Origin of the sequence: Kitasatospora sp. NPDC059795 (genome assembly GCF_042732175.1) — a bacterium.
Lineage (GTDB): Bacteria > Actinomycetota > Actinomycetes > Streptomycetales > Streptomycetaceae > Kitasatospora.
Genome location: NZ_JBHWID010000019.1, coordinates 93,917 through 119,835 on the forward strand (window position 1 = coordinate 93,917; position 25,919 = coordinate 119,835).

The 25,919-nt window shown below is 73.9% G+C and carries 21 protein-coding genes and 1 pseudogene; 10 read left to right on the plus strand and 12 right to left on the minus strand.

The window, feature by feature from the left end; all coding sequences use genetic code 11:
* Both ACFV4P_RS30710 and ACFV4P_RS30715 read right to left on the minus strand, forming a co-directional pair.
* A pseudogene (locus ACFV4P_RS30710) lies at positions 1–306 on the minus strand (hypothetical protein); the annotation flags it as partial.
* A 354-nt stretch (positions 307–660) separates the two neighbouring features.
* Entirely contained in the window at positions 661–1,647 is a 987-nt protein-coding gene (locus tag ACFV4P_RS30715; protein WP_380476703.1) for an ABC transporter substrate-binding protein, read from the minus strand.
* Positions 1,648–1,749: 102 nt separating this feature from the next.
* Between ACFV4P_RS30715 and ACFV4P_RS30720 the strand changes: the two genes are divergently transcribed.
* A complete protein-coding gene (locus tag ACFV4P_RS30720) occupies positions 1,750–2,367 on the plus strand; it encodes an HAD family hydrolase (RefSeq protein ID WP_380476705.1) in 618 nt (205 codons plus the stop codon).
* A gap of 7 nt (positions 2,368–2,374) precedes the next feature.
* On the opposite strand, the gene ACFV4P_RS30725 is transcribed toward ACFV4P_RS30720, so the two are convergent.
* Entirely contained in the window at positions 2,375–2,629 is a 255-nt protein-coding gene (locus ACFV4P_RS30725; RefSeq protein WP_380476707.1) for a hypothetical protein, read from the minus strand.
* A 171-nt stretch (positions 2,630–2,800) separates the two neighbouring features.
* On the opposite strand from ACFV4P_RS30725, the gene ACFV4P_RS30730 reads away from it, so the two are divergent.
* Entirely contained in the window at positions 2,801–3,934 is a 1,134-nt protein-coding gene (locus ACFV4P_RS30730) for an alpha/beta hydrolase (protein ID WP_380476708.1), read from the plus strand.
* A gap of 326 nt (positions 3,935–4,260) precedes the next feature.
* Positions 4,261–4,644: a cold-shock protein gene (locus ACFV4P_RS30735; protein WP_380476710.1), complete on the plus strand. Its 384-nt coding sequence runs from the start codon at positions 4,261–4,263 to the stop codon at positions 4,642–4,644.
* A 14-nt stretch (positions 4,645–4,658) separates the two neighbouring features.
* On the opposite strand, the gene ACFV4P_RS30740 is transcribed toward ACFV4P_RS30735, so the two are convergent.
* The 4 genes from ACFV4P_RS30740 to ACFV4P_RS30755 all read right to left on the minus strand — a co-directional run bounded on the left by ACFV4P_RS30740 (position 4,659) and on the right by ACFV4P_RS30755 (position 8,210).
* Positions 4,659–5,510: a 1,4-dihydroxy-6-naphthoate synthase gene (locus ACFV4P_RS30740; RefSeq protein WP_380476712.1), complete on the minus strand. Its 852-nt coding sequence runs from the start codon at positions 5,508–5,510 to the stop codon at positions 4,659–4,661.
* A gap of 3 nt (positions 5,511–5,513) precedes the next feature.
* Positions 5,514–6,191: a futalosine hydrolase gene (locus tag ACFV4P_RS30745; protein ID WP_380476714.1), complete on the minus strand. Its 678-nt coding sequence runs from the start codon at positions 6,189–6,191 to the stop codon at positions 5,514–5,516.
* An 11-nt stretch (positions 6,192–6,202) separates the two neighbouring features.
* Positions 6,203–6,721: a hypothetical protein gene (locus tag ACFV4P_RS30750; RefSeq protein ID WP_380476716.1), complete on the minus strand. Its 519-nt coding sequence runs from the start codon at positions 6,719–6,721 to the stop codon at positions 6,203–6,205.
* 61 nt (positions 6,722–6,782) lie between these two features.
* Positions 6,783–8,210, minus strand: coding sequence for an MFS transporter (locus ACFV4P_RS30755; protein WP_380476718.1), 1,428 nt, complete (start codon positions 8,208–8,210; stop codon positions 6,783–6,785).
* A gap of 463 nt (positions 8,211–8,673) precedes the next feature.
* Here ACFV4P_RS30755 and ACFV4P_RS30760 point away from each other — a divergent pair, with 463 nt between their 5' ends.
* Positions 8,674–9,555 carry a DUF3027 domain-containing protein gene (locus ACFV4P_RS30760; protein ID WP_073811520.1) on the plus strand — a complete coding sequence of 294 codons (882 nt, stop codon included), beginning with the start codon at positions 8,674–8,676 and terminating at the stop codon, positions 9,553–9,555.
* Positions 9,556–9,768: 213 nt separating this feature from the next.
* Positions 9,769–13,056: a sacsin N-terminal ATP-binding-like domain-containing protein gene (locus ACFV4P_RS30765; protein ID WP_380476720.1), complete on the plus strand. Its 3,288-nt coding sequence runs from the start codon at positions 9,769–9,771 to the stop codon at positions 13,054–13,056.
* Between the two features lie 19 nt (positions 13,057–13,075).
* On the opposite strand, the gene ACFV4P_RS30770 is transcribed toward ACFV4P_RS30765, so the two are convergent.
* Both ACFV4P_RS30770 and ACFV4P_RS30775 read right to left on the minus strand, forming a co-directional pair.
* Positions 13,076–15,508: an HAD-IC family P-type ATPase gene (locus ACFV4P_RS30770; protein ID WP_380476722.1), complete on the minus strand. Its 2,433-nt coding sequence runs from the start codon at positions 15,506–15,508 to the stop codon at positions 13,076–13,078.
* A gap of 83 nt (positions 15,509–15,591) precedes the next feature.
* Complete coding sequence (locus ACFV4P_RS30775) at positions 15,592–15,867, minus strand: DUF2530 domain-containing protein (RefSeq protein WP_380476724.1); 276 nt, start codon at positions 15,865–15,867, stop codon at positions 15,592–15,594.
* Positions 15,868–16,041: 174 nt separating this feature from the next.
* Here ACFV4P_RS30775 and ACFV4P_RS30780 point away from each other — a divergent pair, with 174 nt between their 5' ends.
* A complete protein-coding gene (locus ACFV4P_RS30780) occupies positions 16,042–17,505 on the plus strand; it encodes an NCS2 family permease (protein WP_380476726.1) in 1,464 nt (487 codons plus the stop codon).
* Positions 17,506–17,571: 66 nt separating this feature from the next.
* Here ACFV4P_RS30780 and ACFV4P_RS30785 read toward each other — a convergent pair whose 3' ends face one another.
* Both ACFV4P_RS30785 and ACFV4P_RS30790 read right to left on the minus strand, forming a co-directional pair.
* Entirely contained in the window at positions 17,572–18,879 is a 1,308-nt protein-coding gene (locus tag ACFV4P_RS30785) for a diaminopimelate decarboxylase (RefSeq protein ID WP_380476728.1), read from the minus strand.
* A gap of 278 nt (positions 18,880–19,157) precedes the next feature.
* Complete coding sequence (locus ACFV4P_RS30790; RefSeq protein WP_380476730.1) at positions 19,158–20,795, minus strand: helix-turn-helix domain-containing protein; 1,638 nt, start codon at positions 20,793–20,795, stop codon at positions 19,158–19,160.
* A 232-nt stretch (positions 20,796–21,027) separates the two neighbouring features.
* Between ACFV4P_RS30790 and aspS the strand changes: the two genes are divergently transcribed.
* On the plus strand, positions 21,028–22,344 hold the full coding sequence (gene aspS, locus ACFV4P_RS30795; RefSeq protein WP_380476732.1) for an aspartate--tRNA(Asn) ligase: 1,317 nt from the start codon (positions 21,028–21,030) through the stop codon (positions 22,342–22,344).
* Between the two features lie 28 nt (positions 22,345–22,372).
* Here aspS and ACFV4P_RS30800 read toward each other — a convergent pair whose 3' ends face one another.
* Positions 22,373–22,849, minus strand: coding sequence for a hypothetical protein (locus ACFV4P_RS30800; RefSeq protein ID WP_380476734.1), 477 nt, complete (start codon positions 22,847–22,849; stop codon positions 22,373–22,375).
* Between the two features lie 184 nt (positions 22,850–23,033).
* Between ACFV4P_RS30800 and ACFV4P_RS30805 the strand changes: the two genes are divergently transcribed.
* From ACFV4P_RS30805 to ACFV4P_RS30815, 3 genes are all read left to right on the plus strand, one after another.
* The gene (locus ACFV4P_RS30805) at positions 23,034–23,579 is read left to right on the plus strand and encodes an FHA domain-containing protein (RefSeq protein WP_380476736.1); all 546 of its coding nucleotides are present in this window, start codon (positions 23,034–23,036) and stop codon (positions 23,577–23,579) included.
* A gap of 117 nt (positions 23,580–23,696) precedes the next feature.
* Positions 23,697–24,131, plus strand: coding sequence for a MarR family winged helix-turn-helix transcriptional regulator (locus tag ACFV4P_RS30810; protein ID WP_073811507.1), 435 nt, complete (start codon positions 23,697–23,699; stop codon positions 24,129–24,131).
* 134 nt (positions 24,132–24,265) lie between these two features.
* Positions 24,266–25,828 (plus strand): MFS transporter, encoded by a 1,563-nt coding sequence (locus ACFV4P_RS30815; RefSeq protein ID WP_380476738.1) that lies wholly within the window; start codon positions 24,266–24,268, stop codon positions 25,826–25,828.
* The last annotated feature ends 91 nt before the right edge of the window (positions 25,829–25,919 follow it).

Here is a 25,919-nt window from a genome sequence, read left to right on the forward strand (position 1 = left end):
CGGTGGCGGCGGCCGGCAGGGCGTTGCCGGACGGAGGTGAACACTGCCCCGGCCGGCACGTCGGCGTCGTCGGGGGGCGAAGCCCGCCCGCTCGTACAGGGCCGGGGTGCGGTCGTCGAAGCGGGCCTTGCCGGAGCCGTGGAGCAGGTACGCACCGAAGGCGGGCACCAGCCAGGGACGGCGGGCGAGCATCGCGTGCAGGTCGGGGCCGCCGCCGGCACCGCCGCCCATGCCGAGCTGCGCCGCCGGGGCGTGCGCACCACGGTGCTCGCCGAGAACGGCATGCGGTTGGACGCGGGCGGCCACGTGACCTGGGCGCCGGTGTCGATCGCCGCGGTGCCGGCCGGCGCGGCCGGGGCCGAGCCGACGGGCACGTCCTGGGCGTCCGCAGCGACCTGGGCGGCGTTGTGCCTGGTGATGGTCGTCAACCTGTTGATCCTCGTCAGCAACCTGACCGCCGTCCGGTCCGTCCGGCCCGTCCGGTCCGTCCGCGTGGCCTTCGCCCGCAGGGGAGACCCGGAGCCGGCGCGGATCGAGGTGCCCGTGCTGCCGGCGGACGCCGAGTCCGCGCTTCCCCGGTGGGTGCGGGTGCTGCCGCGACTCCGGCACGGTGGTGGTGTCCGGCGGAGCCGGGCTCGCGCCGGCCGCCGTGGCGGCGGGCTAACCCGCGCCGAGGATGTGGAGGAGTTCGGCGATCAGGAAGTGCGCGCCGGTATAGCCGATGCCCTGGAACCAGAGTTGGTCGTCCACGGGGAAGGCGCGGTGGGCGCGGACGGCGCCGAGGGAGCGCCAGGCGGGGGAGGCGAGGGCGGCGGTGAGGCCGTTGCGGTCGGGGTGGCCGTAGCCGGAGTAGAGCAGCAGGTCGCCGTCGGCGCCGGTGAGCTGGTCGGGGGTGGTTTCGACGGCGAACTGGTCGGTGTTCTGCGGGTCGGGCCGGGCCAGGCCGAGGTCGGTGAGGACGCTGCCGGGGAAGTTCTCCCGGGCGTACAGGCGGACGGTGGGCGAGCCCTCGACGAACCGGACCAGGCTGATGTGCTGACCGGTGAGGCCGGCCGAGGCGAGGGCGTGGCCGGCCTGGTCGAGGTGGCGCGCGTAGGCGGCGACCACGGCGCCGGCCTGTTCGTGGCGCTCCAGGGCGGTGGCGTGCAGCTGGAAGTTCTCCTTCCAGGGGGCGCCGGTGGTCTGGGTGAGGACGGTCGGGGCGAGGCTGCGCAGGGTGTCCAGGTGGGCGGCGTCGCGGGTGCGGTTGGAGAGGATCAGCTGCGGGCGCAGGCGGGCGATCGCCGCCGGGGAGGGCGGGGCGGCGATGTCGCCGACCAGGGCGATCCGGGCCCGCCAGGAGGCCGGCCAGTACTCGGGCAGGCCGGCGTCGAGCGGGGCCTTGGCGGCGCCGACGGGCGGGATGCCGAGGGTGATCGCGGAGTCGAGTTCGGCGGTGTCCAGCGTGACCACCCGGGTCGCCCCGCCGGGAACGGCCACCGGCCCGTCCGCGCCGTTGACGGTGACGCTGGGCGTCGGGCTCGGGGTGGGCGGCGCGCCGCCGGTGAGCGGCAGCGGCGGCGGCAGGTCGTCCGGGCCGCAGCCGGTGAGCAGGACGGCGCCGAGCCCGGCGAGGGCGGTGCGGCGGGAGAGCGGGGGCGGCGGCACGTGGGACCTCCGGCGGAACGAGAGGGCCTAAGCAGTATGTCCGCATTGCGCCCGTCCGTCCGGCTTTTCCGGTCGAAAGCGGCGCTGGCTAGGCTTGGTGGCATGGCTCTGACCGTCGGCTTCGACCTAGACATGACACTCCTCGACACCCGCCCCGGCATCAAGGACACCTACGACGTGCTGGCTGCCGAGACCGGCGCCTTCATCGACTCCGAGCTCGCGGTGAGCCGGCTCGGGCCACCGCTGCTGCACGAACTGGCGCACTGGTTCCCGGCGGAGCAGGTGGAGACCGTCGCCGACCGGTACCGGGCGCTGTACGCGGAGCACGCGATCGCGGGCTCGCTGGAGCTGCCGGGCGCGCTGGCGGCGGTCGCGGCGGTGCGGGCGGTCGGCGGCCGGGTGCTGGTGATCACCGGCAAGTGGGAGCCGAACGCGCGCCTGCACCTGGACGGCATCGGCCTGGAGGTGGACGTCCTGCTCGGCGACCTGTGGGCGGAGGGCAAGGGCGAGGCGCTGCGCGCGCACGGCGCGGACGTCTACGTCGGCGACCACCTGGGCGACATTCGCGGCGCGCGGGCCGCCGAGGCCGTCGCGGTGGGCGTCGCCACCGGCCCGTACAGCGCCGCCGAACTGGCCGAGGCGGGCGCGGACGTGGTGCTGCGCGACCTCACCGAGTTCCCCGACTGGTTGGCCGGGCACCTGGCCGCCCCCCTGGCCTGACCGCAGGTCAGCTGCTGGTTGCGGCCTCGCGGGCCGCACGCCGCCGGCGGGACTCGGCGCGGGCGGTGGTGAACAGTCCGACCAGCGCCAGCAGCAGGCCCGCCGGCATCAGCATGGACAGGCCGTACGCGATGGACGGCAGCCGCTGGAGGTGGAACAGGAACGGCACGAAGGTCACGACGGTGGCGAGCGTGCCGATGCCGAACACCACTCCGCCGACGCGGACCAGGACCTCACCGGCATCGCGGGACTGACGGGTCACTTCTGCACTCCTTCGCGCGGGCTTTTTGTGCCAGTTTCCCACGTACGCCCCCGCCGAACGGCGGGGGCGCGACGGTACATGCTCCACCTGAACGCTCAGGATTCCCAGGAAGCTCTCAGGCATCCTGAAACCTCCGGGGGGACAGCAGCGGGGAGCGAGGCGCACGGCGATATGGGACTGACCAGTCACAAGGTGCTTGCGCTGTCGGCACTTTTCTCCGTCCTGATGGTCGCGGGCACCGTCTGGCTGTGGCCCCGGCTGGCCCGGCGGAGCTGGCGGGCGGTGCTGGGCCGGCTGGCCACCATCGTCGGCACTCAGCTCGCCGTGATGTGCACGCTGGGCCTGGTCGCCAACAACTACTTCGCCTTCTACAGCAGCTGGGCCGACCTGCTGGGCACCAACGACGACGGCCCGGTGACCATCCAGAACCAGTTGCTCGGCCGTACCAAGGGCGTGGAGCGGATCAGTGCCGAGAACGTCCGCGACACCGGCGCGATGGGCCGCGACCCCTCGCAGGTCGGCCGGCTGGAGAAGGTCCGGCTGCCCGGCGCGGCCACCGGCCTGTCCACCGAGGGCTACGTGTACCTGCCGCCGCAGTACTTCCAGCCCGCCTTCCAGAACAAGCGCTTCCCGGCGGTGATCGCCATCACCGGCTTCCCCGGCGACGCCAAGAACCTGATCACCAAGCTGAACTACCCGGCGGTGCAGCTGAAGCTCTCCACCGAGGGCAAGACCAAGCCGACCGTCCTGGTGCTGATGCGCCCGTCGCCGGCGATGCCCCGCGACACCGAGTGCGAGGACGTGCCGGGCGGCCCGCAGTCCGACCGCTACTTCAGCGCCGACGTGCCGGCCGCGCTGCGCTCCTCGTACCGGATCGCCGAAGGTCCGGGCAGTCTCGGCGTGATCGGCAACTCCACCGGCGGGTACTGCGCGTTGAAGCTCGCGATGCGTCACCCGGGCGTGTTCTCCGCCGCGGTGTCGCTGTCCGGCTACTACAAGGCGGCCGAGGACCCGACCACCGGCGACCTGTTCGGCGGCGACCGGCAGCGCCGCGAACAGGCCGACCTGACCTGGCGGCTGGCGAACCTGCCCGCCCCCGGCACCGCGCTGCTGGTCGGCGGCAGCCGGGAGGGCGACGGCGACTACTACGCCGAGACCGAGCGGTTCCGGGCCGCCGCCAAGGGCACCGCGACCACCGTCTCCGCGATCACCCTGGACACCGGCGGGCACAACTTCAACACCTGGTCCCGGATGCTCCCGGCCTCGCTCGGCTGGCTCGGCGGGCACCTGTCCGACCCCGTCTGACCGGCGCTGCGTCACAGCGCGCAACTCGGTGCGCGCAAAGAGTTTCGACCCGCGTCGGGGCCGGGTATGCAGCCATCGCGCGGGCGGACCAGCGGCTGGTCCACGAGATGCCCGCCCGGAGCCGATGGGGGGTGTGGACCGATGGAAGGCGCGACAGGCGCGAGGCACGGCCACGCCCCGGTCCGGAATCCCGTCGCCGTCCCGGCGCACGCTGAGGGATCATTGCCCCACTGAGTGACCCAGGCCGCCCGTTCCCGGCAGCCGAGCCGCACATCCATCCGCGACCCGACGAGGTCGCTCGCACCCGACACCGAGGACTTTTCGAGATGCCCACCGGCCAGGTCAAGTGGTTCAACGAGACGAAGGGCTACGGCTTCCTGTCGCGCGACGACGGCGGCGAGGTCTTCGTCCACACCAAGGCGCTGCCCGCGGGCGTCACCACCCTGAGGCCGGGGCAGCGCGTCGAGTTCGGCATCGCCGCGGGGCACCGCGGCGACCAGGCGATGAGTGTGACGCTGCTGGACGCGCTGCCGTCGGTGGCCGCGAACCAGCGCAAGACCGCCGACGACATGGCCCCGATCGTGCAGGATCTGATCACCAAGCTGGACAGCGTCCTGCCGGGCCTGCAACGCGGCCGCTACCCCAGCAAGCCGGAGGGCCAGAAGATCGCCATGGTGCTGCGCGCGATCGCCGACCAGTTCGACATCTGATCCCCGGACAGGCTCTAGGGGAAAGCCAGCGCGCCCGGGTCGACGGCGGGGACGAGTCCCTGTTCGGCGGCCCGGGTGAGCAGGCCGCGGACGGCCGCGTAGCCGTCCTCGCCGAGGTCGGCGGTGAACTCGTTGACGTACAGCCCGATGTGCTGCTCGGCGACGGCCGGGTCCATCTCCTGGGCGTGCGCCAGCACGTACTCCCGGGAGGCCGCCGGGTCCGCCCAGGCCTGCCGCACCGAGGAGCGCACGGTGTCGGCGAGTTCGCGCAGCCGCTCGGCGCCCAGCGAGCGCCGGGCCACGATCGCGCCCAGCGGGATCGGCAGCCCGGTCGACGCCTCCCACGCCTCGCCCATGTCGGCCAGGCAGTGCAGCCCGTACTGCTGGTACGTGAACCGGGCCTCGTGGATGACCAGTCCGGCGTCCACCCGGCCGTCCCGCACCGCCGGCATGATCTCGTGGAACGGCAGCACCACGATCTCGCCGAACCCGCCCGGCACCGCCTCGGCCGCCCACAGCCGGAACAGCAGGTACGCGGTCGAACGCTCGCTCGGCACCGCCACCCGGCGACCGGCCAACTCGGCCGCGCCGACCGGCCCCGCGGTCAGCACCAGCGGGCCGCAGCCCCGGCCGAGCGCCCCGCCGCACGGCAGCAGCGCGTACTCGTCCAGCACCCACGGCAGTTGGCCGTAGGAGATCTTCAGGACGTCCAACTCGCCGCGCTCGGCCAGCCCGTTGGTGATGTCGATGTCCGCGAACCGCACCTCGGGCGTTTCCGCGCCCACGACCAGGCCGTGCGCCCAGGCGTGGAAGACGAACGTGTCGTTCGGACAGGGCGAGTAGGCGACACTCAGCGACTCGGCCATCGGTCAGACCTCCTGGAGCAGACGGGACACCGGCAGCGCCGCGAAGGCCCGCTCCAGGGCCGCCAGCGCCTCGCCGATCCGCCACGCCGCGCGGTCGCGCGGCCCGACGGCGTTGGACACGGCCCGCAGCTCCCCCGCCGCGAGCCCGAAACGGGAGGCCGCCTCGGCCACCCCGAACCCCTCCATGGCCTCGGCCAGCGCCCGCGGATGACGCGCCCTCAGCCGCTCGGCACGCTCCGCCGAACCCGTCACCGTGGAGACCGTCAGCACCTCGCCGAGCGCCCCGCCGGTGGCCGCCGCGACCAGCTTCGCGACCCCCTCCGGCACCGCGTGCCGCGCCGTGCCGAAGCCCAACTCGGCGACGTCGGCGAAACCGTCCGGCGTCTCCGCGCCCAGATCGGCCGCCACCAGGGCGTCCGCCACCACCAGCGACCCGATCGGCGCGGCGGGCACGAAACCGCCCGCGATGCCCGCCGACAGCACCAGCCGGAACCGGCCGCGGGCCAGCGCCACCGCCGTGCCCGCCGCCGCGGCGGCCGGGCCGACGCCCGCCGCCAGCACCTCGACCGGCGCGCCCTCGCCCAGCCCCCGGCGGACCGCCTCGGCCTCCGCCCGGACGGCAACGACGACGAGCAGCCCGGCGGCGAGGCCGGACTGCTCGGGACGGCGCTCAGCGGTCATCGACCGGTGCGTCAGCTCTTCTGGTTGTTCAGGGTGAAGAACCAGACCGCGTAGTAGTCGTTGGTGTCCTTGTCGACAGCCGCGACCGTCACCAGGGTCCGCTCGTCACTGGTCATCAGACCGGCGGCCGACACCGAACCCGAGTAGGTCAGGCCGGTCGCACCGGCGATGATCGGCGTGCGGTTCTGGCCCGAGCCCGTGAACGCGTACCAGCCCTTGTCCGCCAGGTCCTTCGGCACACCCACGCCGACCCGGTCGCTGGCGCGCACGTCCAGGCTGGTGAGCTTCTTGTTCTCGGAGTCCTTCGCGGCCTGCTGGGCGCACTTGGTGAGAGCGGCGTCCGAGATCGGCTTGCCGTCGTTGTAGCAGGTCGGCTCGGCGCGGACCGACGAGGTGCCGACGACCAGCGTGGCCTCGTTCTTCGCGGGCTTGCCGTTGTCCACGGCCGAGTAGACGCCGTAACCGACGAGGCCGGCGCCGACGACGGCGGCGGCGGCGAGTCCGGCGGTGACGCTGGTGCTGAGGCTCATGGGCAAGAGGCTACTCGCCTTCCGCGATCACATGACAACGGGGTGCCCGAGTCGCGCGAGGTTACGCCACGCGCGGACGCGCCGCCGCCCGGTGCGGTCCGATCCGCAGCAACGACCGGAGCGTCCACAGCAGCACGGCCGTCGTCACCCCCGCCGCGAGCCACAGTCCCAGCTCCGGGTCCAACGGCAGCGAGATGCCGACCACGCCGCCCAGCACCCAACTCAGTTGCAGCGCCGTCTCCGAGCGGGCGAACGCCGAGGTCCGCACCGCCTCCGGCACGTCCCGCTGGATCAGCGCGTCCAGCGCCAGCTTCGCCAACGACGCCGCCATGCCCGCCGTCGCCGCCACCACCGTCACCGTGACGATGCCGTACCAGAGCGCCGCCGCACCCGCCGCCAGCGTCGCCAGCGCCAGCATCACCGTCACCGTCACCTCGGAACCCCGGGTGCGCAGCCACGAACCCAGCACCGAACCCAGCGCGTTGCCCAGACCCGCCGCCGCCGCGACCACCCCCAGCGCCACCGTCTCCGGCAGGCCGCCCGGCGGGTGCTTGCGGATCAGGAACGCCAGGAACATCACCAGGAACCCGACCAGCCAACGCAGCCCCGCCACCCCGCGCAACGCCATGATCACCGACGGCCCGACCGCCCGCAGCACCCCCTTCGGACGCGGCTCGGACGGCTCCGCCTGCAACTCCGCCCGCTGCTCGCCCTTCGCCGAATCCACCTGGTGCGGCAGGTGAAACGCCATCAGGGTGCCGATCATGAACACCACGAACGCCCCGCGCAACGGCCACGCCGGACCGATCAGATGCAGCAGCCCGCCCACGCCGCCCGCCACCAGCGTCGCCACCAGACCCGCCAGCGTCACCCGCGAATTCGCCTTCACCAGCGACAACTGGGGCGGCAACAGGCGCGGCACCACCACGCTGCGCACCACCCCGTACGCCTTCGACGACACCAGCACGCCCAGCGCCGCCGGATACAGCGCCAGCCCGCCGCCCGGCACCAGGCCCGCCATCACCCACGCCAGCACCGCCCGGGCCAGCATCGCCATCGCCACCGCCGAACGCCGGCCGTTCGGCAGCCGGTCCAGCAGCGGGCCGATCACCGGGGCCAGCAGCGCGAACGGCGCCATCGTGATCACCAGGTAGAGCGCCACCCGGCCGCGGGCCTCGCCGGTCGGCACCGAGAAGAAGATGGTCGACGCCAGCGCCACCGTGATCAACATGTCGCCGAACGAATTCAGCGCGTGCAACTCGATCAGCTTCGCCAGACCCGACTCGCCCGCGCCCTCCGCGGACGTCGCCCGCCGGATCCGCCGACCCGTCCCGTGCACCACCCGGCCGGTGCGCACCCCCGCCGCGGACGCGCCGCGCGCCCACACGCCGCGGGTCTTCACCGTGGGGGGTTCGCCGGCCGGTCCGCCGGACTGTTTCGGGCCCGATTCCGCTTCGTGGGGCGGTACTTCGGCGTCCTGACGGCCCATCGGGCGTGGCTCTTCCGCCTCCGGCTCGCCGGGGGCTGCGGGATGCTGCCGCGGCGCGTCCGACGGCTCCGGCCGGTTCTCGTCCTGCCCGGGTCTCAGTCCGTGCTGCGGCGGGTTCTCCTCCGCCACAAGCCCATCCTGCCCGACGAACACACGCCGTACGAGTGATTGACCGCAGCACGGCGCGCCCACACCCACAGCCCCCGGACTGTGCTCCACCGCCGACCGGCGGGTAGCCTGCACTACGCGCCTGCCCAGTCTGCGCAGGGGGTGGCGGACCGGGGCGGCGCGGCCCGGCCACGGAGCGGTCCCCGGTCGAGCAGAATGGATCGGTCCCGCGTCCGCGGGGGTTGCGCTGGCGACGTGGCAGCGGCAACCGGTGCGAGCCCGCCCAGCGGGGGCCGTCTCGGGACAGACCGCAGGATGACAGGACTGGGAGAGAACCGACGCCGTGAGTGCTGCGATGCGAAGCCGTACCCCTGACCGGCTCTGTGCCGAGGCCGTCGATCTCGCCCGCCAGGCAGTTGTGGAGAGCGTCGGAGAGTCCGTCGTCGGCGCCCACCTGAAGGCCAACGCGGACGCCGACCGTCTGGTCACCCACACCTTCGAGTGCCTCGACCCCGCCTACCGGGGCTGGCACTGGGCGGTCACCGTGGCCCGCGCCCCGCGCGCCAAGAACGTCACCCTCGACGAAGTCGCGCTGCTGCCCGGCGCCGACGCCGTCCTCGCCCCCCAGTGGGTGCCGTGGAGCGAACGCCTGCTGCCCGGCGACCTCGGCCCCGGCGACCTGCTGCCCACCGACGCGGACGACCTGCGCCTGGAACCCGGCTGGACCGGCGAGGACGAACCCGCCCCCAACTCGGCGCTCGTCGAAGCCGCCGAGGACGACCTGGTGATCACCGACGCCGACATCCAGTCGCCGCCGGCCCGCGCCGAGATCGGTGCCGTGGCCGACGAGCTGGGCCTCGGCCGGCCCCGCGTGCTCTCCCGGATGGGCCTGCACCAGGCCGCCGAACGCTGGGAGACCGCGTACGGACCGCAGACGCCGATGGCGCAGTCCGCCCCCGCCTCCTGCAACACCTGCGGCTTCCTCGTCCCGATCGGCGGCTCGCTCGGGCAGGCCTTCGGCGTCTGCGGCAACGAGTTCGGCCCCGCCGACGGCCAGGTCGTCTCGTTCGCCTACGGCTGCGGCGCGCACTCCGAGGCCGCGGTGCTGCCGGCTCCGCCGGTGCCCTCCGAGCTGATCCTCGACGAGACCGTCGTCGAACCGCTCCACATCCACCCGGACCGCACCTCGGGCTCGGTCGAGCCGGACGCGCCGGCGGAGGAGCTCGGGCACTCCTGAGCCTTCGGCAGGGCCGGCTGGGCACCGATCCGCGAGGTCGCGATCAACGGCAAGTCATTGCCCGCGTCGCGATCTCGCGGTGGGGCGCCTTCCGCCCCGCGCAGGTCCCCGCGCCCCCAGTGGCACTCCCGCCGGCTTCGTGGCCGTCCGCCGTCGTGGGGCCCTGGCAGAATGCCGACTCGTACGCAGACCACGCGAAGGGCGGCTCGGCACGTGGAGTCTCGGATCATCGGCAGCACGGCGTCCCCCGAAAACCCGGATGTCTTCGACACGGCCCGGCTGCGGCACACCGTGCTGGCGGCGTGGACGGCTGCACCGGCGAGATTCCGGGAGGACGCCAACGCCGAGGAGGAGCTCGCGCTCGGCGGGTACCGGGACCGGCTGGTCGTCGAGTTGGCGCAGAACGCGGCGGACGCGGCGGCCCGCGAGGGTGTCGCCGGGCGGTTGCGGCTGACGCTGCGGGACGGGGTGCTGGCGGCGGCGAACACCGGTGCGCCGTTGGACGCCGAGGCGGTGGAGTCGCTGTCGACGCTGCGGGCGTCGGCGAAGCGCGGGGACGAGCGGCCGGTGGTCGGCCGTTTCGGCGTGGGGTTCGCCGCGGTGCTGGCCGTCAGCGACGAACCGGCGGTGCTGAGTCGGGCCGGCGGGGTGCGGTGGTCGCTCGTCGAGGCCAGGGCGCTGGTGGAGGAACGGCCGGAGCTGGCCGAGGAGTTGACACGCCGCGAGGGGCATGTGCCGTTGCTGCGGCTGCCGTTCCCGGCGCAGGGCGAGGCCCCCGAGGGCTATGACACGGTGGTGGTGCTGCCGCTGCGCGACAGTGCCGCCGAGGACCTGACGGCCCGGCTGCTGGCGGCGGTCGACGACGCGCTGCTGCTGACCCTGCCGGGCCTGGCCGAGGTGGTCGTGGAGACCGCCGACGGCGTGCGGACGCTGACCCGGGCGGCGAAGACGTCGCGGCCCGAGCAGCTGCCGACCGTCACCGTCACCGACGGGGGGCGCAGCACCACCTGGCAGACCGTCGGCGCGTCCGGCACGGCGGCCGCGGAGCTGCTCGCGGACCGCACCACCGAGGAGCGGGCCCGGCCGCAGTGGACGGTGACGTGGGCCGTGCCGGTGGACGGCAACGGTCGGCCGCAGCGGCCCGGCACGGCGGCCGTGGTGCACGCGCCGACGCCGAGCGACGAGCCGCTCGGGGTGCCCGCGCTGCTGATCGCCTCGTTCCCGCTCGACCCGACGCGCCGGCACGTCGCGCCCGGCCCGCTGACCGACTTCCTGGTCGAGCGCGCCGCCGACGCGTACGCCGAACTGGTGCGCACCCGCGGCGCGGACGCGCACTCGCTGGACCTGGTGCCGTCGCCGCTCGGCGGGGGCGCGCTCGACAACGCGCTGCGCACCGCGATCCTGGACCGGTTGCCCGGCACGCCGTTCCTGCCGCACCCGCGCGGCACCGAGGAGGGCACGCCCGCGCTGCGACCGCAGGACGCGGTGGTGCTGGAGGGCGCGGACCACTCGGTGGTGGAGGCGCTCGCCCCGATCTTCCCCGGCCTGCTGCCGGCCGGCCTGGAACGCCGCACCGAGCTGCGCACGCTCGGGGTGCGCCGGGTGCCGCTGGCCGAGGTGGTCGACCAACTGGGCGGCCTGGAGCGGGAACCCGCGTGGTGGCGGGGCCTGTACGCGGCGCTGGCCGGCGCCGACCCGGAGGCGCTGGGCGCGCTGCCCGTCCCGCTCGCCGACGGCCGGACGGTGACCGGCCCGCGCCGGGTCCTGCTGCCGTCCGACGCCGCCGACTGGGCCGGCTTCGAGGGCTACCCCGAGTCGCTGGCCGAGGCCCTCGACCTGCTCGACCTGCGCCTGGCCCACCCGGAGGCCGCGCACCCGCTGCTGGCCAAGCTCGGCGCCGCCACCGCCACCCCCGCCGGCCTGCTGGAGACGCCCGAACTGCGGGCCGCGGTCGCCCGTTCGCTGGAGCTCGGCGAGGACGACTACGACGCCGCGGTCGACCTCGCGGACGCCGTCCTGGCGGTGGTGAAGGCCGCCGCGCCCGCCCCTGGCGCGTACCCGTGGCTGGCCCGGCTGGCGCTGCCCGACGACGAGGGCGAACTCGCCCGGGCGGGTGAACTGCTGCTCCCCGACAGCCCGTTGGCGAACCTGGCGGGCGAGGACGACGCCGCGTTCGTGGACGAGGACCTGCTGGAGCGCTGGGGCCCGGAGGTGCTGGCCGCGGCCGGCGTGCTCACCGCGTTCACCCTGGTGCACGCCGAGGACGTCGTCCTCGACCCCGACGACCTGGAGCGGCTCGACCCGACCGCGCCCGCCGACCGGGCGGCCGGCGGCACCCCCACCGGACTGATCGACGAGGCCCCCGACGGCCTCGCCGACTGGTGCGAGGACGTGCTGGAGTCCCTGCACGCCGACGACGCGGGGGAGTTGGGCGTTCCGCCGGTGGCCGCCGAGCTGCTGGCCGTCCGTGACCTCGACCTGGTCGCCGACGACGCCTGGCCGGAGGCGCTGGCGCTGCTCGCCCGTCCGCCGTACCGGGACGCCGTGGTGACGCCCGTCCGCACGCTGCTGCCCGACGGCAGCTACACCGACCTGCCGCCGTACACCGCGTGGTGGCTGCGCGACCACCCCGTGCTGGACGGCCGGGAGCCCGCCGGGCTGCGCGCGGCCGGGGCCGACCCGCTGCTGCGCGGCCTGTACGACGAGGCGCGGACCAGCCTGGACCCGGAGTTCCTGCACGCCCTCGGGGTGCGCACCACGCTGGCCGCGCTGCTCGCCGAGCCGCACGGGCCCGAGGAGCTGATCGACCGGCTCACCGACCCGGTGTCCGAGGTCTCGCACCGTCAACTGCACGGCATCTACAGCGCGTTGGCGGCCCTGCCGGCCGAGCGGGTGGAGGCGCTGGACGTGGTGCGGGCGCTGGCCCCGCTGGACGACGGCACCGGCCGACGGGACGACCGCACGGTGATCGTCGACGCCACCGCCGCCGTGGTCGCCGACGCGCCCGACCTGGTCGAGCTGCTGCACGACCACCCGGTGCTGCCCGTCCACCCCGCGCTCGCCCCCGCGCTGGCCGAGCGCCTGCACGTCTCGCTGGCCAGCGAGGTGGCCGGCGGCCGGGTGCTCTCCGAGGGCGCCCTGCACCGCACCCCCGCCGTGGTCCGCGAACTGCTGCCCGGCTGCCCCGCCGTCTACGAGGAGCACGAGGAACTGCTGGTCGTCGGCCCCGACGGCGAGGACGCCCGGGTGGACTGGCGCTGGGACACCGCCGCCACCGCGCCCGAGCTCCCCTACGACCCGGAGGACGCCGACGAGGCGGACGAGAACGACGAGTTCGACGTTCCGCCGGTGCCGGGGCTGCTGCACGCCTCCACCCCGGAGGGGCTGGCGGCAGGCCTCGCCTGGTCGGTCCAGCAGTGGCACCGGCGGTTCGAGATCCTGGCGGCGCTCACCGAGCCGGACCGGGCGTACGAGTTGCTGGCGGCGCGCGACTACGAGTGACGTCGAGGGGGCGGGAGGCCTACGCCGTCGCGTCGGCCTCCTGCTCCTTCCGTTCGACGAACACCCGTGAGGTGATCTCCAGCAGGCACCCGGCGATGCCGGCGATCGCGACGCCGATCAACGGGTCGCGCCAGCCGACCAGTTGGAGCTGGAAGAAGTCGGACAGGAACGGCACCACCAGCACCAGGGCGAACGCGCCCGCCATGACGCCGATCAGCAGGATCCGCCACCAGCTGTAGGGGCGGGCGACGATGGCCAGCACCCAGATCGCGGAGATGAACAGCGTCAGGGTGGCGACCGAGGTGTCCGCCTTCAGCGCGGTCTCGTGGTCGGCGCGGGCCAGGGCGTACGCGACGAAGGTGGCGGTGCCGCAGATGATTCCGCCGGGGACGGCCAGGCGCAGCACCCGGCGGACGAAGCCGGTGCGGGCCCGCTCGTTGTTGGGCGCGAGGGCCAGGAAGAACGCGGGGATGCCGATGGTCAGCGAGGACAGCACCGTCGAGTGACGCGGCAGGAACGGGTACGGGACCTGGGTGAACACCACCAGCAGTGCCAGCAGCACCGAGTAGACCGTCTTCACCAGGAACAGCCCGGCCACCCGCTCGATGTTGCCGATCACCCGGCGGCCCTCGGCGACCACCGAGGGCAGGGTGGAGAAGCGGTCGTCCAGCAGCACGATCTGGGCGACGGCGCGGGTCGCGTCCGAGCCGGTGCCCATGGCCACGCCGATGTCCGCGTCCTTCAGCGCCAGCACGTCGTTGACGCCGTCGCCGGTCATCGCGACCGTGTGGCCCTTCGACTGCAGCGCGCCGACCAGCGCGCGCTTCTGCTGCGGGGTGACGCGGCCGAACACCGCGGTGCGGTCGGCGACCTCGGCCAGCTGCCCGGGGTCGGTGGGCAGGGTGCGGGCGTCGGTGGCGGTGTCCGCGCCGGGCAGGCCCAGGTGGGCGGCGACCGCGCCGACCGAGACCGCGCTGTCGCCGGAGATCACCTTCGCCCGGACGTCCTGCGAGCGGAAGTAGCGCAGGGTGTCGGCGGCGTCCTCGCGCAGCCGCTGCTGGAGCACCAGCAGGGCCAGCGGTTCCAGCTGGGAGGCCGGGTCGGGGGCGTCCAGCGGCAGCGGGCTGCGGCCCAGCAGCAGTACCCGCAGGCCCTTCGCGCCGAGTTCGTCGACCTCGGCGAGCGCCGGGTGGCCGGGCGGCAGCAGCACGTCGGGGGCGCCGAGCAGCCAGCTGCCCTCGGTGCCGCCGGGCTCCAGCAGTTGCACGCCGCTCCACTTGCGGGCGGAGGAGAACGGGATCGCCTCCAGCACCCGCCAGCGGCCCTCCTCGGGCGCCGGGTACGCGTCGATGACGGCCCGCATGCTCGGGTTCGGGCGGCTGTCGGCGGTGCCGATCGCGCCCAGCGCCTCGGCGATCCGGGCCCTCGCGCCGTCCTCGGCGGTCAGCGGGCGCAGGTCGACGAGGTCCATGCCGCCCTCGGTGAGGGTGCCGGTCTTGTCGAGGCAGACGGTGTCGACCCGGGCCAGGCCCTCGATCGCGGGCAGCTCCTGCACCAGGCACTGCTTGCGGCCCAGCCGGATCACGCCGATCGCGAAGGCCACCGAGGTGAGCAGCACCAGGCCCTCCGGGACCATCGGCACGATGCCCGCGACCATCCGCCGGACGGCTTCCTGCCAGTCGTTGCGCTGCACCGCGAGCTGGCTGACGATCAGGCCCAGCGCGGTCGGGATCAGCAGGTAGGTGATGATCCGCAGGATCTGGTCGATGCCGGAGCGCAGCTCCGACTTCACCAGGGTGAACCGGCTGGCCTCCTCGGCGAGCTTGGCGGCGTACGCCTCCTTGCCGACCTTGGTCGCGGTGAACGCGCCCGCGCCGGCCACCACGAAGGAACCCGACATCACGTGGTCGCCGGGGTGCTTGAGCACCGGGTCCGGCTCGCCGGTCAGCAGCGACTCGTCGATCTCCAGGCCGTCCGCCTCGGTGACCGTGCCGTCCACGACGACCTTGTCGCCGATGCCGAGCAGCACCGTGTCGTCCAGCACGATCTCGCCGGTGGCGACCTGCACGGCCGCGCCCTCGCGGCGCACCTGCGGGCGGGCCTCGCCGATCAGCGCCAGGCTGTCCAGGGTCTTCTTGGCGCGCAGTTCCTGGATGATGCCGATCGCCGTGTTGGCGACGATGACCAGGCCGAACAGGCCGTCCTGGAGCGGGCCGACCACCAGGATGATGCCGAACATCACGCCGATGATCGCGTTGAACCGGGTGAACACATTGGCCCGGACGATCTCCCGCACGGACCGGCTGGAGCGCGCCGGCACGTCGTTGACCTGCCCGCGGGCGATCCGCTCCGCGACCTCGGCGCCGCTCAGGCCGGGCTGGTACGCCCCGCCCGCGCCGGAGGGGTGCGCGCCGGGGCTCGCAGGGGCGGTGCCGTCCGCTGGGTGCGTCATGGCACCGACTCTAGGTGGGCGATTTGGGCGGTGCGCCCCGCCTCGGCCGTTTCGTGCCGGACGAGTGGCAGGTCACACTCCGGCTACTGGACGGTGCCGGAGGTCTCCGCGGCCTCGGCGGCACGGGCGCGGCGGATCGCGTCCCGGCGGGCCCGGCAGTACTTGAGGCCGATCAGGCCGAGCAGTCCGCCGGACAGGCAGACCCACGGCCAGCTGCCGTGGTCGTGGTCGGACAGCCAGCCCTGGAACGGCAGCAGCACCACGAAGCCGACGAACCACAGCACCGTGCCGGCGCCGACGATCGCGACGTCGTTGGCTTCGAGCGGCGGGGGAGCGGAGCGCAGGGCGGTCTTGGGCATGCGCCAAGGGTACGGGGCGGGTCCGGGGAGCCGGGAGTGGCGGCCGCTCTTTCGTATTCGACCGATGTTTGATCGTAAGGGCCTCGCTCTACGCGCGAAGATGGCGCGTCCACGACGGGGATCGCCATACTGAAACTCCCCCCACCCTTGCCTCACCCGATCGAGGACGCCCGAATGTCTCCGCAGGCCCAGCCGGCCACCGCGTCGCCCGAGCCCCCCCAGCACTCGCCGCAGCCCCCGGCCGGCGCGCTGGACCGTTTCTTCCGGATCTCCGAGCGCGGGTCCACGCTGCCCCGCGAGATCCGCGGTGGCGTCGCCACGTTCTTCACCATGGCTTACATCCTGGTGTTGAATCCGATCATTCTTGCGTCGGCGACGGACATGAACGGCGCCCACCTCAGCAGCGCCCAGCTGGTCACCGCCACCGCGCTCACCGCCGGTCTGACCACCCTGCTGATGGGCGTCATCGGCAACGTCCCGATCGGCCTCGCGGCCGGCCTGGGCGTCAACACCATCGTGGCGCTCCAGCTCGCCCCCAAGATGACCTGGCCGGACGCCATGGGCATGGTGGTGCTCGCCGGTTTCGCGATCATGCTGCTGGTCGCCACCGGCCTGCGCGAGCGCGTCATGAACGCCGTCCCGCTCGGGCTGCGCAAGGCCATCGCCATCGGTATCGGCCTGTTCATCGCGCTGGTCGGCCTGGTCGACTCCGGCTTCGTCACCCGCATCCCGGACGCCGCCCACACCACCGTCCCGCTGCAGCTCGGCGTCGGCGGGCACCTGCACGGCTGGCCGGTCCTGATCTTCATCGTCGGCCTGCTGCTCACCATGGCGCTGGTCGTCCGCAAGGTGCCCGGCGCGATCCTGATCTCGATCGCCGTGATGACCGCCGCCGCGGTGATCATCCAGAACTTCGCGAACCTGGCCCCCGAGAACTGGGGCCTCACCGTCCCGGCGTGGCCCGGCAACCCGGTCGCCAGCCCCGACTTCGGCCTGGTCGGCCAGGTCAGCCTGTTCGGCGGCTTCTCCAAGGTCGGCGTGCTGACCGGCATCCTGTTCGTCTTCACCGTGCTGATGAGCTGCTTCTTCGACGCGATGGGCACCATCCTCGGCGTCGCCGACGAGGCCCACCTGCTCGACGAGAAGGGCGACCTGCCCGGCATCAACAAGGTCCTGATGATCGACGGCATCGCCACCGCGGCCGGCGGCGCGACCTCCTCCTCGGCGAACACCTGCTTCGTCGAGTCCACCGCCGGCGTCGGCGAGGGCGCCCGCACCGGCTTCGCCTCGGTCGTCACCGGCGCGCTCTTCATGGTCGCGCTCTTCCTCACCCCGCTGGCGACCATGGTCCCCGCCCAGGCCGCCACCCCGGCCCTGGTCACCGTCGGTTTCCTGATCCTGGCGAACTCCATCAAGGAGATCGACTGGACCGACTACACCATCGCGATGCCGGCCTTCCTGACCATCGCGATGATGCCGTTCACCTACTCCATCACCAACGGCATCGGCTTCGGCTTCATCGCCTTCTGCCTCCTCCGCGTGGTCGCCGGCCGCGCCCGCACCGTCCCGATCCCGATGTACGGCGTCGCCGCGGTCTTCGCCTTCTACTACCTGATGCCGGCCCTCGGCCTGCTCTGACCCCAGGTCGTCCGACGGCCCTCCTCCGCTTGCGCGGGGGAGGGCCGTTCGTTTGGCCGGTGGGGGTCAGGTGGTGTGGTCGAGGAGGGCGTCGAGGGGCTGGGCGGGGCGGAGGGGTTCGAAGTGGACGGTGCCGGTGGGGTCGGTGGTGGCGCCGTGGACGGGGGGTTCGGGGAGGGAGTTGTAGCTGAAGTGGTGGGAGGAGTAGTAGGCGCCGGTGTCGAGGAGGCAGACCAGGTCGCCGGGGTCGAGGAGCGGGAGCGGGCGGTTGCGGGCGACCAGGTCGCCGGCGAAGCAGCAGGGGCCGGCGATGTCCTGGGGGACGGGGGCGCCGTGCTTGGCCGCGCCGGACGGGTGGTGGGTGCTGATCCGCAGCGGCCAGCTGTCGGGCATGAAGACGGTGCGGGTGGCGACCTGGGCGCCGGCGTGGCCGACGGCGATGGCGCGGCCGCCGGCCTGCTTGGTGTACTCGATGTAGCTGGCGGTGAAGCCGGCCTTGGCGAGGATCGAGCGGCCGAACTCGGTGACCAACCGGTAGTTGCCGTCGAAGAGCGCGGGGGCGTGCCGGCGGAGCTCGTTGACGTAGGCGTCGAAGCCGGGCGCGACGCGGTCGTCGGCGAAGTTGACGGGCAGGCCGCCGCCGAGGTCGATGCCGGTGATCCGGCGGCGGCCGAGCTCGTGGTTGATGCGTTCGGCGAAGTCGACGGTCGCGCCGACGCCGGCCGCCATCCGGGACAGGTCGATGCCCTGCGAGCCGATGTGGCAGTGCAGCCAGGTCAGCCAGGGGCGGGCGCGGAAGGCGTCGATCAGGCGCTCGGCGTTGCCGGGGTCGGCGAGCGGGATGCCGAACTTGGAGGTGGCGGTGGCGGTGCTCATCGCCGCGATGCTGCCGCCGCCGACCTGCGGGTTGACCCGGACGCCGATCCGGGAGGTGGTGGGGCGGTTGGCCAGCAGGTCGTCGACGCGGGCGAGTTCCTGCCAGTTGTCGATGTTGACGGCGACGCCGAGGTCGAGGGCGAGGGCGAGTTCGCGGCGGGTCTTGGCGGGGGAGTCGAGCACGATCCGGTCGGGGGCGAAGCCGGCGGCGAGGGCCTGCGCGAACTCGCCGGGGCTGGCGACCTCGCAGCCCATGCCGAGGCCGCGCAGTCGCCGCAGCACCGGCCCGAGCGGGTTGGCCTTGGCGGCGAAGGCGTGCAGGACGTCGAGGCGGGCGGGGAACGCGGCGTGCAGGGCGGCGACGGTCTCGGTGACGGCGTCCAGGTCGAGGAAGGCGGCGAGCGGGGTGTCCTCCGGGTCGAGCAGGCCGTCCCGGACGGCGGCGCGGAGGAGGAGTTCGCGGCGTTCGGCGCCGATCAGGGGCTGGTGGTCGGTCATGGGGCACGCTCCGCGCGGTGTCGGCAGGAAGGGGACCGGGCCCGAGGCGGTTCCGGGCCGTGGTTCCAGCGTGCGGTCCGGGGCGGTGCCGTGTCTGTGCCCGCCGCGCCGGGTTTCGGCGGGCCCGGCGGGGCGCGCGCACCGCGCGGCGCGGCCGTTCGGGTGGGTGCGGCGCGGGGCGGCGGCGCGGGGCGGTCCGGGCGGGTCCGAGCGGCCGGACGACGGGGGACCGGCCCGAGAAGCGTGCCCGGACACCGGTTCCGGGGCCCGGGGCGGTGTCAGGACGCGGCCGGGCCGTCGTGGTCGAGGAGCCGCAGCTGGAGGTGGGCGAGCAGGCGGGCGTCGGGGTTGCCGACGTTCAGGCGGGAGATCTCCAGGACCTTCTTCTGGAACCGGTTGGCGAAGGTGGTGCGGGGCACGCCCAACGAGTCGGCGGCGCGGCCGAGTTCGCCGGAGTGGTCGAGGTAGGCGCGCAGGGCGTTCAGCAGGCTGCGGTCGCCGCCCTGCTCGGCGTGCGCGACCAGCCGGGACACCGAGGTCCGGACCGGCAGCGGCAGGTCCCGCAGGGTCTCCAGGACGTGCCGCAGGGCCACCGCGTCGGCGACCTGGTCGACGGTGGCGCAGCCGAGCTCGGCGCGGCCGAACAGCAGTCCGCTGAGCGCGAGTTCGGCGGATTCGCGAGAGCGGGAGGCGTGGTCGAGGCGGCCCTGCACCGGGCCGAGGCCGGCCAGCGCGCGGACCTTCAGCCGGGCGGACAGGTCGGCGGCCAGCCGTCGGCCGTAGTCGGCGACCTGGAGCTCGGCGCTGGGCAGGTCGGCGGCGAGCCCGGCCAGCAGGATCAGCACGCCGCGGTCGGACGGGAGCAGCAGGGAGCTGCGCCCGGGGCCGGCCGGGTGCCAGCCGGCGTGCCGGGCCAGCCGGACCCGCAGGTCGTCGTCGAGGGGACCGGCGACGCCGACGGCGAGGACGGCGCAGCGGGTGTCGGCGGGCAGGCCGCTGTGGCGGGCGAGCAGGGCGCCGGAGCCGCGGCCGTCCAGTACCGCGCGGGTGGCCTCGGTGAGCAGTTCGCTGCGGCCGTGGTGGCGGGAGTGGTGGTGCAGCAGGTGGCCGGCGGCCAGCCGGGCGGCGATCCGCAGGGCCTCGACGGCGCTGTCCTGGAGGGTGTGTCCGTTCAGCGCGGCGACCCAGATCGAGCCGAGGCGTTCGCCGCCGGCCTGGACCGCCACCGCCATCCGTTCGGGGATGTCACCGGCGGCGCGGCGGTGCAACACCTGTTCGGTGGACCAGAGTTCCTTGAAGAAGCCGTCCTCGGTCATCGCCCGGCGCCGTTCCTCGGGGACCTGGCCGGTGGAGATGGTGAGGATCCGGATCGGGTCGAGGGCGGCGCTCTCCGCGTAGTGCGCGAGGACGCGGGAGTCCGGGTCCTCGATGGTCACCGCGCCCTGCACCTGGACGGCGATCAGGCGGGCCAGCCCGCCCAGGTCGCCGAGCGGCACGTTGGCGTCGTCCGGGACGGGGCCGATCGCGACGGCGGCCCCCAGGGCGCCGATCAGCCGCGGCCAGTTCATCCACGCGGCGCGGAACAGCAGCGCCGTCCCGGCCTGTTCGGCGAGCGACCGCAGCTCCTGCTTGCGGCCGGGCTCGCGGGCCTCCCGCAGCACCACGCCCGCCGCCTCGGCCTTTCCGGCGGCGCGCAGCAGCTTCTCGGCCTCGATGCCGTGCGAGTCGAGGCCGGCGGCGACCACCAGGTCGCCCCGGGCGATCGGCCGGTCGAACGGGTCGTACACCACCAGCTGCCGGACGGGCGTCTGCGGACGGGGCACGGTCGCCACCTCGATCCGCGACTCGACCAGGTCGATCAGCCCCTCCAGGGTCTGCGGCCGCACCGTCGGCCGGTCCCACGCATCCTCGCCCATCGGACGACCTCCCCAGCTGCGCGCGCGTCATCGTCGGCCTTCAACTCCCCCTGTTTCCGGCCGAGTCGGGCCATCCTACGGTCGGACGGGGGGCCCGGGCAGGTGTCGCGGCGGCGAAAACCGGAGGTGGCGGGAGCGGGTGGGTGGATAGCGTGGGCGCGTCCTCGGGCGGCTGTTTACCGCTCTTCTTGTGGCGCGAACAACGCGTCCGCAACCCAGGGAGTTGCTGAACATGGTGCGTACCCTCGTCGGTGAACTGGCGTCCTCGGTGGACGCGACAGTGACGGTCAAGGGGTGGGTGAACACGCTGCGGCTGCAGAGCAGGATGCAGTTCGTGGTGGTACGGGACCACACCGGCATGGTGCAGGTGACCCACCGGCGCGGGGGTGACGGCGACCGGCTGGACGCGCTGATCCAGGGGCTGACGCCGGAATCGGCGGTGGAGATCACCGGCAAGGTGGTCGCCAACCCGGTGGTGAAGCTCGGCGGGCTGGAGATCGTGCCGGAGCGCGTCGAGGTGGTGTCGGCCGCCGAGCCGGGCCTGCCGATCGACGCCGGGACCGGGCCGGAGCAGCGGCTGAACTGGCGCCACCTGGACCTGCGCCGCCCCGAACGGCGACTGGTGTTCGAGGTGCAGACCACCGTCGAGCGGGCGATGCGCGAGGTCGCGGCCGAGGAGGGCTGCACCGAACTGCACACGCCGAAGCTGATGGGCACGCCCTCCGAGTCGGGCGCCGAGGTGTTCAAGGTCGACTACTTCGACCGGACGGCGTACCTGGCCCAATCGCCGCAGTTCTACAAGCAGATGGCGATCGCCGCCGGCATCGACCGGGTCTTCGAGATCGGCCCGGTGTTCCGCGCCGAACCCTCCTTCACCTCCCGGCACGCCACCGAATTCACCGGCGTGGACGCCGAGTTGGCGTGGATCGACTCCGTCGAGGACGTGATGTCCTTCGAGGAGCGGATGCTGCGCCGGGTGCTGGAGCAGGTCGCCGAACGCCACGGCGAACAGATCGCGCAGCACCGGGGCACCCCCGTGGTGGTGCCCGAACTCCCCTTCCCCCGGCTGACCATGGCCGAGGCCACGGCGAAGCTGCGGGCGGCCGGCTGGGACGCCGAAGGCGTGCGGGAGGACCTCGACCCGGAGGGCGAGCGGATGCTCGGCGCGCTGGTCGCCGAGGAACACGGGCACGAGTTCGTGTTCGTCACCCGCTTCCCGGCCTCGGTGCGGCCGTTCTACCACCTGCGGCCCGCCGACGACCCGACCGTCACCGACTCCTTCGACCTGCTGTGGAAGGGCGTGGAGATCACCACCGGCGCGCAGCGCGAGCACCGGCACGACCGGCTCGTCGCACAGGCCCGGGAGAAGGGCATGGACGCGAGCCCCGAGGGCCCGCTCGGCCGCTACCTGGACTGCTTCCGCTACGGGATGCCCCCGCACGGCGGCTTCGGGCTGGGCCTCGGCCGGGTGCTGATGCTGGCCCTCGGGCTGCCCTCGATCCGGGACGCGGTCTTCCTGTTCCGCGGCCCGAACCGCCTGGAGCCGTAGGTTCCGCCCGGCGGGTCGTCGGCCCGGTTCAGCGCCCGGTGCGCCCCGCGCCGGGCGGCCACACCACGCGCACCGGCACCCCGGCGGCCCGGGCGACGGCGACCAGGTCGGCCGTCCCGCCCGGGCCGTTGCCCGGCCCGCCGTCCCAGACCGCGACCAACTCGTCGGCCAGCGCGAGCAGTTCGTTGTTGGCGGCGACGTAGGCGGCGTCGTCCAGGACGGCGGCCGGCAGCACCACCGTCCGGTGGGCGGCGGCCCGCAGCCGGGAGAAGTCGGCGTCGGCCTGCGGGCCCGGGTGGCCGGGGCCGGGCAGTACGGCGATCAGGCGGGCGCCGCGGGCCAGCACGGCGTCCGCGAACAGCGTGTCCGCGCCCGGGGCGAGACAGGACACGCCCGTCAACTCGCCTGCCGGGTACGGCGTGAGGAGGTCGTCGAGGGCGGCGCGCACCGCGCGGGCGGTGGCCGGGGTGAGGTCCAGGTGCCCGGTCACGGCTATCACGGGCATGGCGGTGCTCCCTCGTACGGGTGGATCGTGCCGAGCCGGATCCTGCCAGGACGGCCTTGCCGGGCAGGCGAATTGACGGGTGATTCGCCGAAAAGAGGCCGGTGGAGGCGCAGTTGGGGACTGCGCCGACCGGCCGTGCGCCGTACGCTGGACAGTCGCGCCCCGGCAGGCCGACAATCGCGCCATGAGCGCACAGGAGTTCGGCACCGAACTGGCCCGCCCCTCACAGGGCGAGCGGGACAGCGCGCTGGAAGTGCTGCGGGACGGCGTCGGCAGCGGCCGGCTCTCCCACGACACCTTCGTCCGCCGGATGGAACTGGTGCTCACCGCCCGCAGCCGCGCCGAACTCGCCGAGGTGATCGGCGACCTGCGCACCTACGGCCCGGTCTCCCGGCTGCTGCTGCGCACCGTCGCCAAGGTCTCCGCGCTGAACGTCCGCCTGCGGCAGACCTGGCACGCCGAACAGCTCACCCGCCTGCGGCTGCCCGACCCCGGCGTCGGCCGCCTGTTGATCGGCCGGATGACCGGCGCAGGCCTGCGCCTCGGCGACGCGACCGTCTCCCGCCGCCACGCCGAACTGCGCTTCGAGGGCGACACCTGGGTCCTCTACGACCTCGGCTCCAGCAACGGCACCTTCGTCAACGACCGCCGGGTCGCCGGCGGCACCGCCGTCCGCCCCGGCGACCGCCTCCGCTTCGGCCGACTGGCCTTCCACCTCAGCGCGGACTGACTTCCGGTCGGGACGGGACGGGGCGGCGCTCGGGCGGGACGGCGCTCGGACGGGGCCGCGCTCGGGCGTGATCGAAATCAATTTTCCTTAGCCTTGGTAATGACGTAGGCTAAGGACATGCCCGAGATGTCCGAGGACGACCTGGTGGCGGTAAGCCAGCTGAGGTCGTCCGCGATGCGTTTGGCCCGGCGGTTGCGACACCAGCGGGTCGAGGAGTCGCTGAGCCCCACCGAGATGGGGGTGCTCGGCACGCTTGCCCGCTGTGGGAAGGCGACGCCCGGTGAGCTGGCGCGCAAGGAGCACGTCCAGCCGCCCTCCATGACCAGGATCATCGCGATGCTGGAGGAGAAGGGCCTGGTGCGGCGCGAGCCGCACCCGGAGGACCGCCGACAGGTGGTGGTCAGCAGCACCGAACAGGCCGAGCAGATCCTCAACGAGTCCCGCCGCCGGCGCAACGCCTGGCTGGCGGAACTCGCAGAGGGCCTCGACGAGGACGAGTGGGAACGGCTGAAGGCAGCCGCGCCCGCGCTCTACAAGCTGGCCCACCTGTAACCGGCCCACCTGTAAACCGCACCCGGACCGTCTCACGGCGAACGAAGGAGAACCGCATCACCGCAGCATCGACCAGCGCCACACACCGCGCCGCGACCGTCCACACGGTCGCGGCGCGTCGAGGGGAGAAACTTGTGACACCGCCGGCCGCCCGCGCCGCCGCGATCCGCACCGCGACCATCCGCACCGACCTCCGCACCGACCCCCGACGCATCACCGCCCGCCCCGCCGGGCAGCGCACCGACGAACCGTTCACCGACGAAACGGCCCCCGCCGCACCCGCGCCCACCGGCGCACCCGCCGCACAGAGCCAGGCACCTGCCCCCACGGGCCTGCCGGGCAGCGGCGACGACGACCCCGAGGAACGCACCGCGGCGGAGATCCCCGCCGCTCAGCCGGGCCGGTTCACCCGCCCGGGAGGGATGTTCTCGTCCCTGCGCATCCGCAACTACCGGTACTACTTCGCCGGCCAGGTCGTCTCCAACACCGGCACCTGGATGCAGCGCATCGCCCAGGACTGGCTGGTCCTCAGCCTCACCGGCAGCCCCTTCGCGGTCGGCATCACCACCGCCATGCAGTTCCTGCCCATGCTGCTGTTCGGCCTGTGGGGCGGCGTCCTCGCCGACCGGCTGCCCAAGCGCCGGCTGCTGATCGCCACCCAGGGCGCGATGGGCCTGCTCGCCGTCGGCCTCGCCGTACTCACCATCACCGGCACCGCCACACCCGTCGCGGTCTACCTGTTCGCGCTGCTGCTCGGCCTGGTCACCGTGGTCGACAACCCGACCCGGCAGGCCTTCGTCAGCGAAATGGTCCCGGCCAAGGACCTCGCCAACGCGGTGAGCCTGAACGCCGCCAACTTCCAGACCGCCCGACTGGTCGGCCCCGCCGTGGCCGGCGCGCTGATCGCCGCGGTCGGCAGCGGCTGGGCGTTCGCCCTCAACGCGCTGTCCTTCGTCGCGGTCATCGGCGGCCTGCTCGCCATGCGCAGCAGCGAACTGCGCCCCGTCGAGCGGATCGCCCGCGAACGCGGACAGCTCCGCGAAGGCCTGCGCTACGTCCGGGAACGCCCCGAACTGCTCTGGCCGATGGTGCTGGCCGGCTTCATCGGCACCTTCGGGTTCAACTTCCCGACCCTGCTCGCCGGCTTCGCGCACGACACCTTCCACGTCGGCGCCGGCGCGTACGGCCTGCTCAACACCGCGATGGCGGTCGGCTCGCTCACCGGCGCACTGCTCGCCGCCCGGCGCGGCGCGCCCCGGCTGCGCCGCCTGGTCTTCGCGGCGCTGGCGTTCGGCGCGCTGGAGATCATGGCCGCGTTCGCGCCCGGCTACTGGACGTTCGCGCTGCTGCTCACCCTGATCGGCGTCTTCGGCCTGACCTTCAACACCTCGGTCAACTCGGCGCTCCAGCTGGGCACCGACCCCGAAATGCGCGGCCGCGTCATGGGTCTGCTCGTCCTGGTCTTCACCGGCGGCACCCCCATCGGCGCCCCGCTGGTCGGTTGGATCACCGCCCAGTACGGCCCCCGCCTCGGCCTGCTCGCCTGCGGACTGGTCTCGGCCGCGGCCGCCGGCGTGGTCGCCCTGGTCCTCGGCCGGATCAGCGGCCTGCGCCTGCGCTTCGACCTGCACCCGGTGCGGGCCCGCGGCCGGGTGTTCTCGGTGGTGCAGAAGGACGACCTGGCGCCGGCCTGCTAGTGTCCTGCGCCTGAGATCCGTTGGCAGAAACGGGCGAGGGATCCCAGGATCTCTTCGGCGGACTTGGTCCATGTGAAGGGCCTGGGATCCT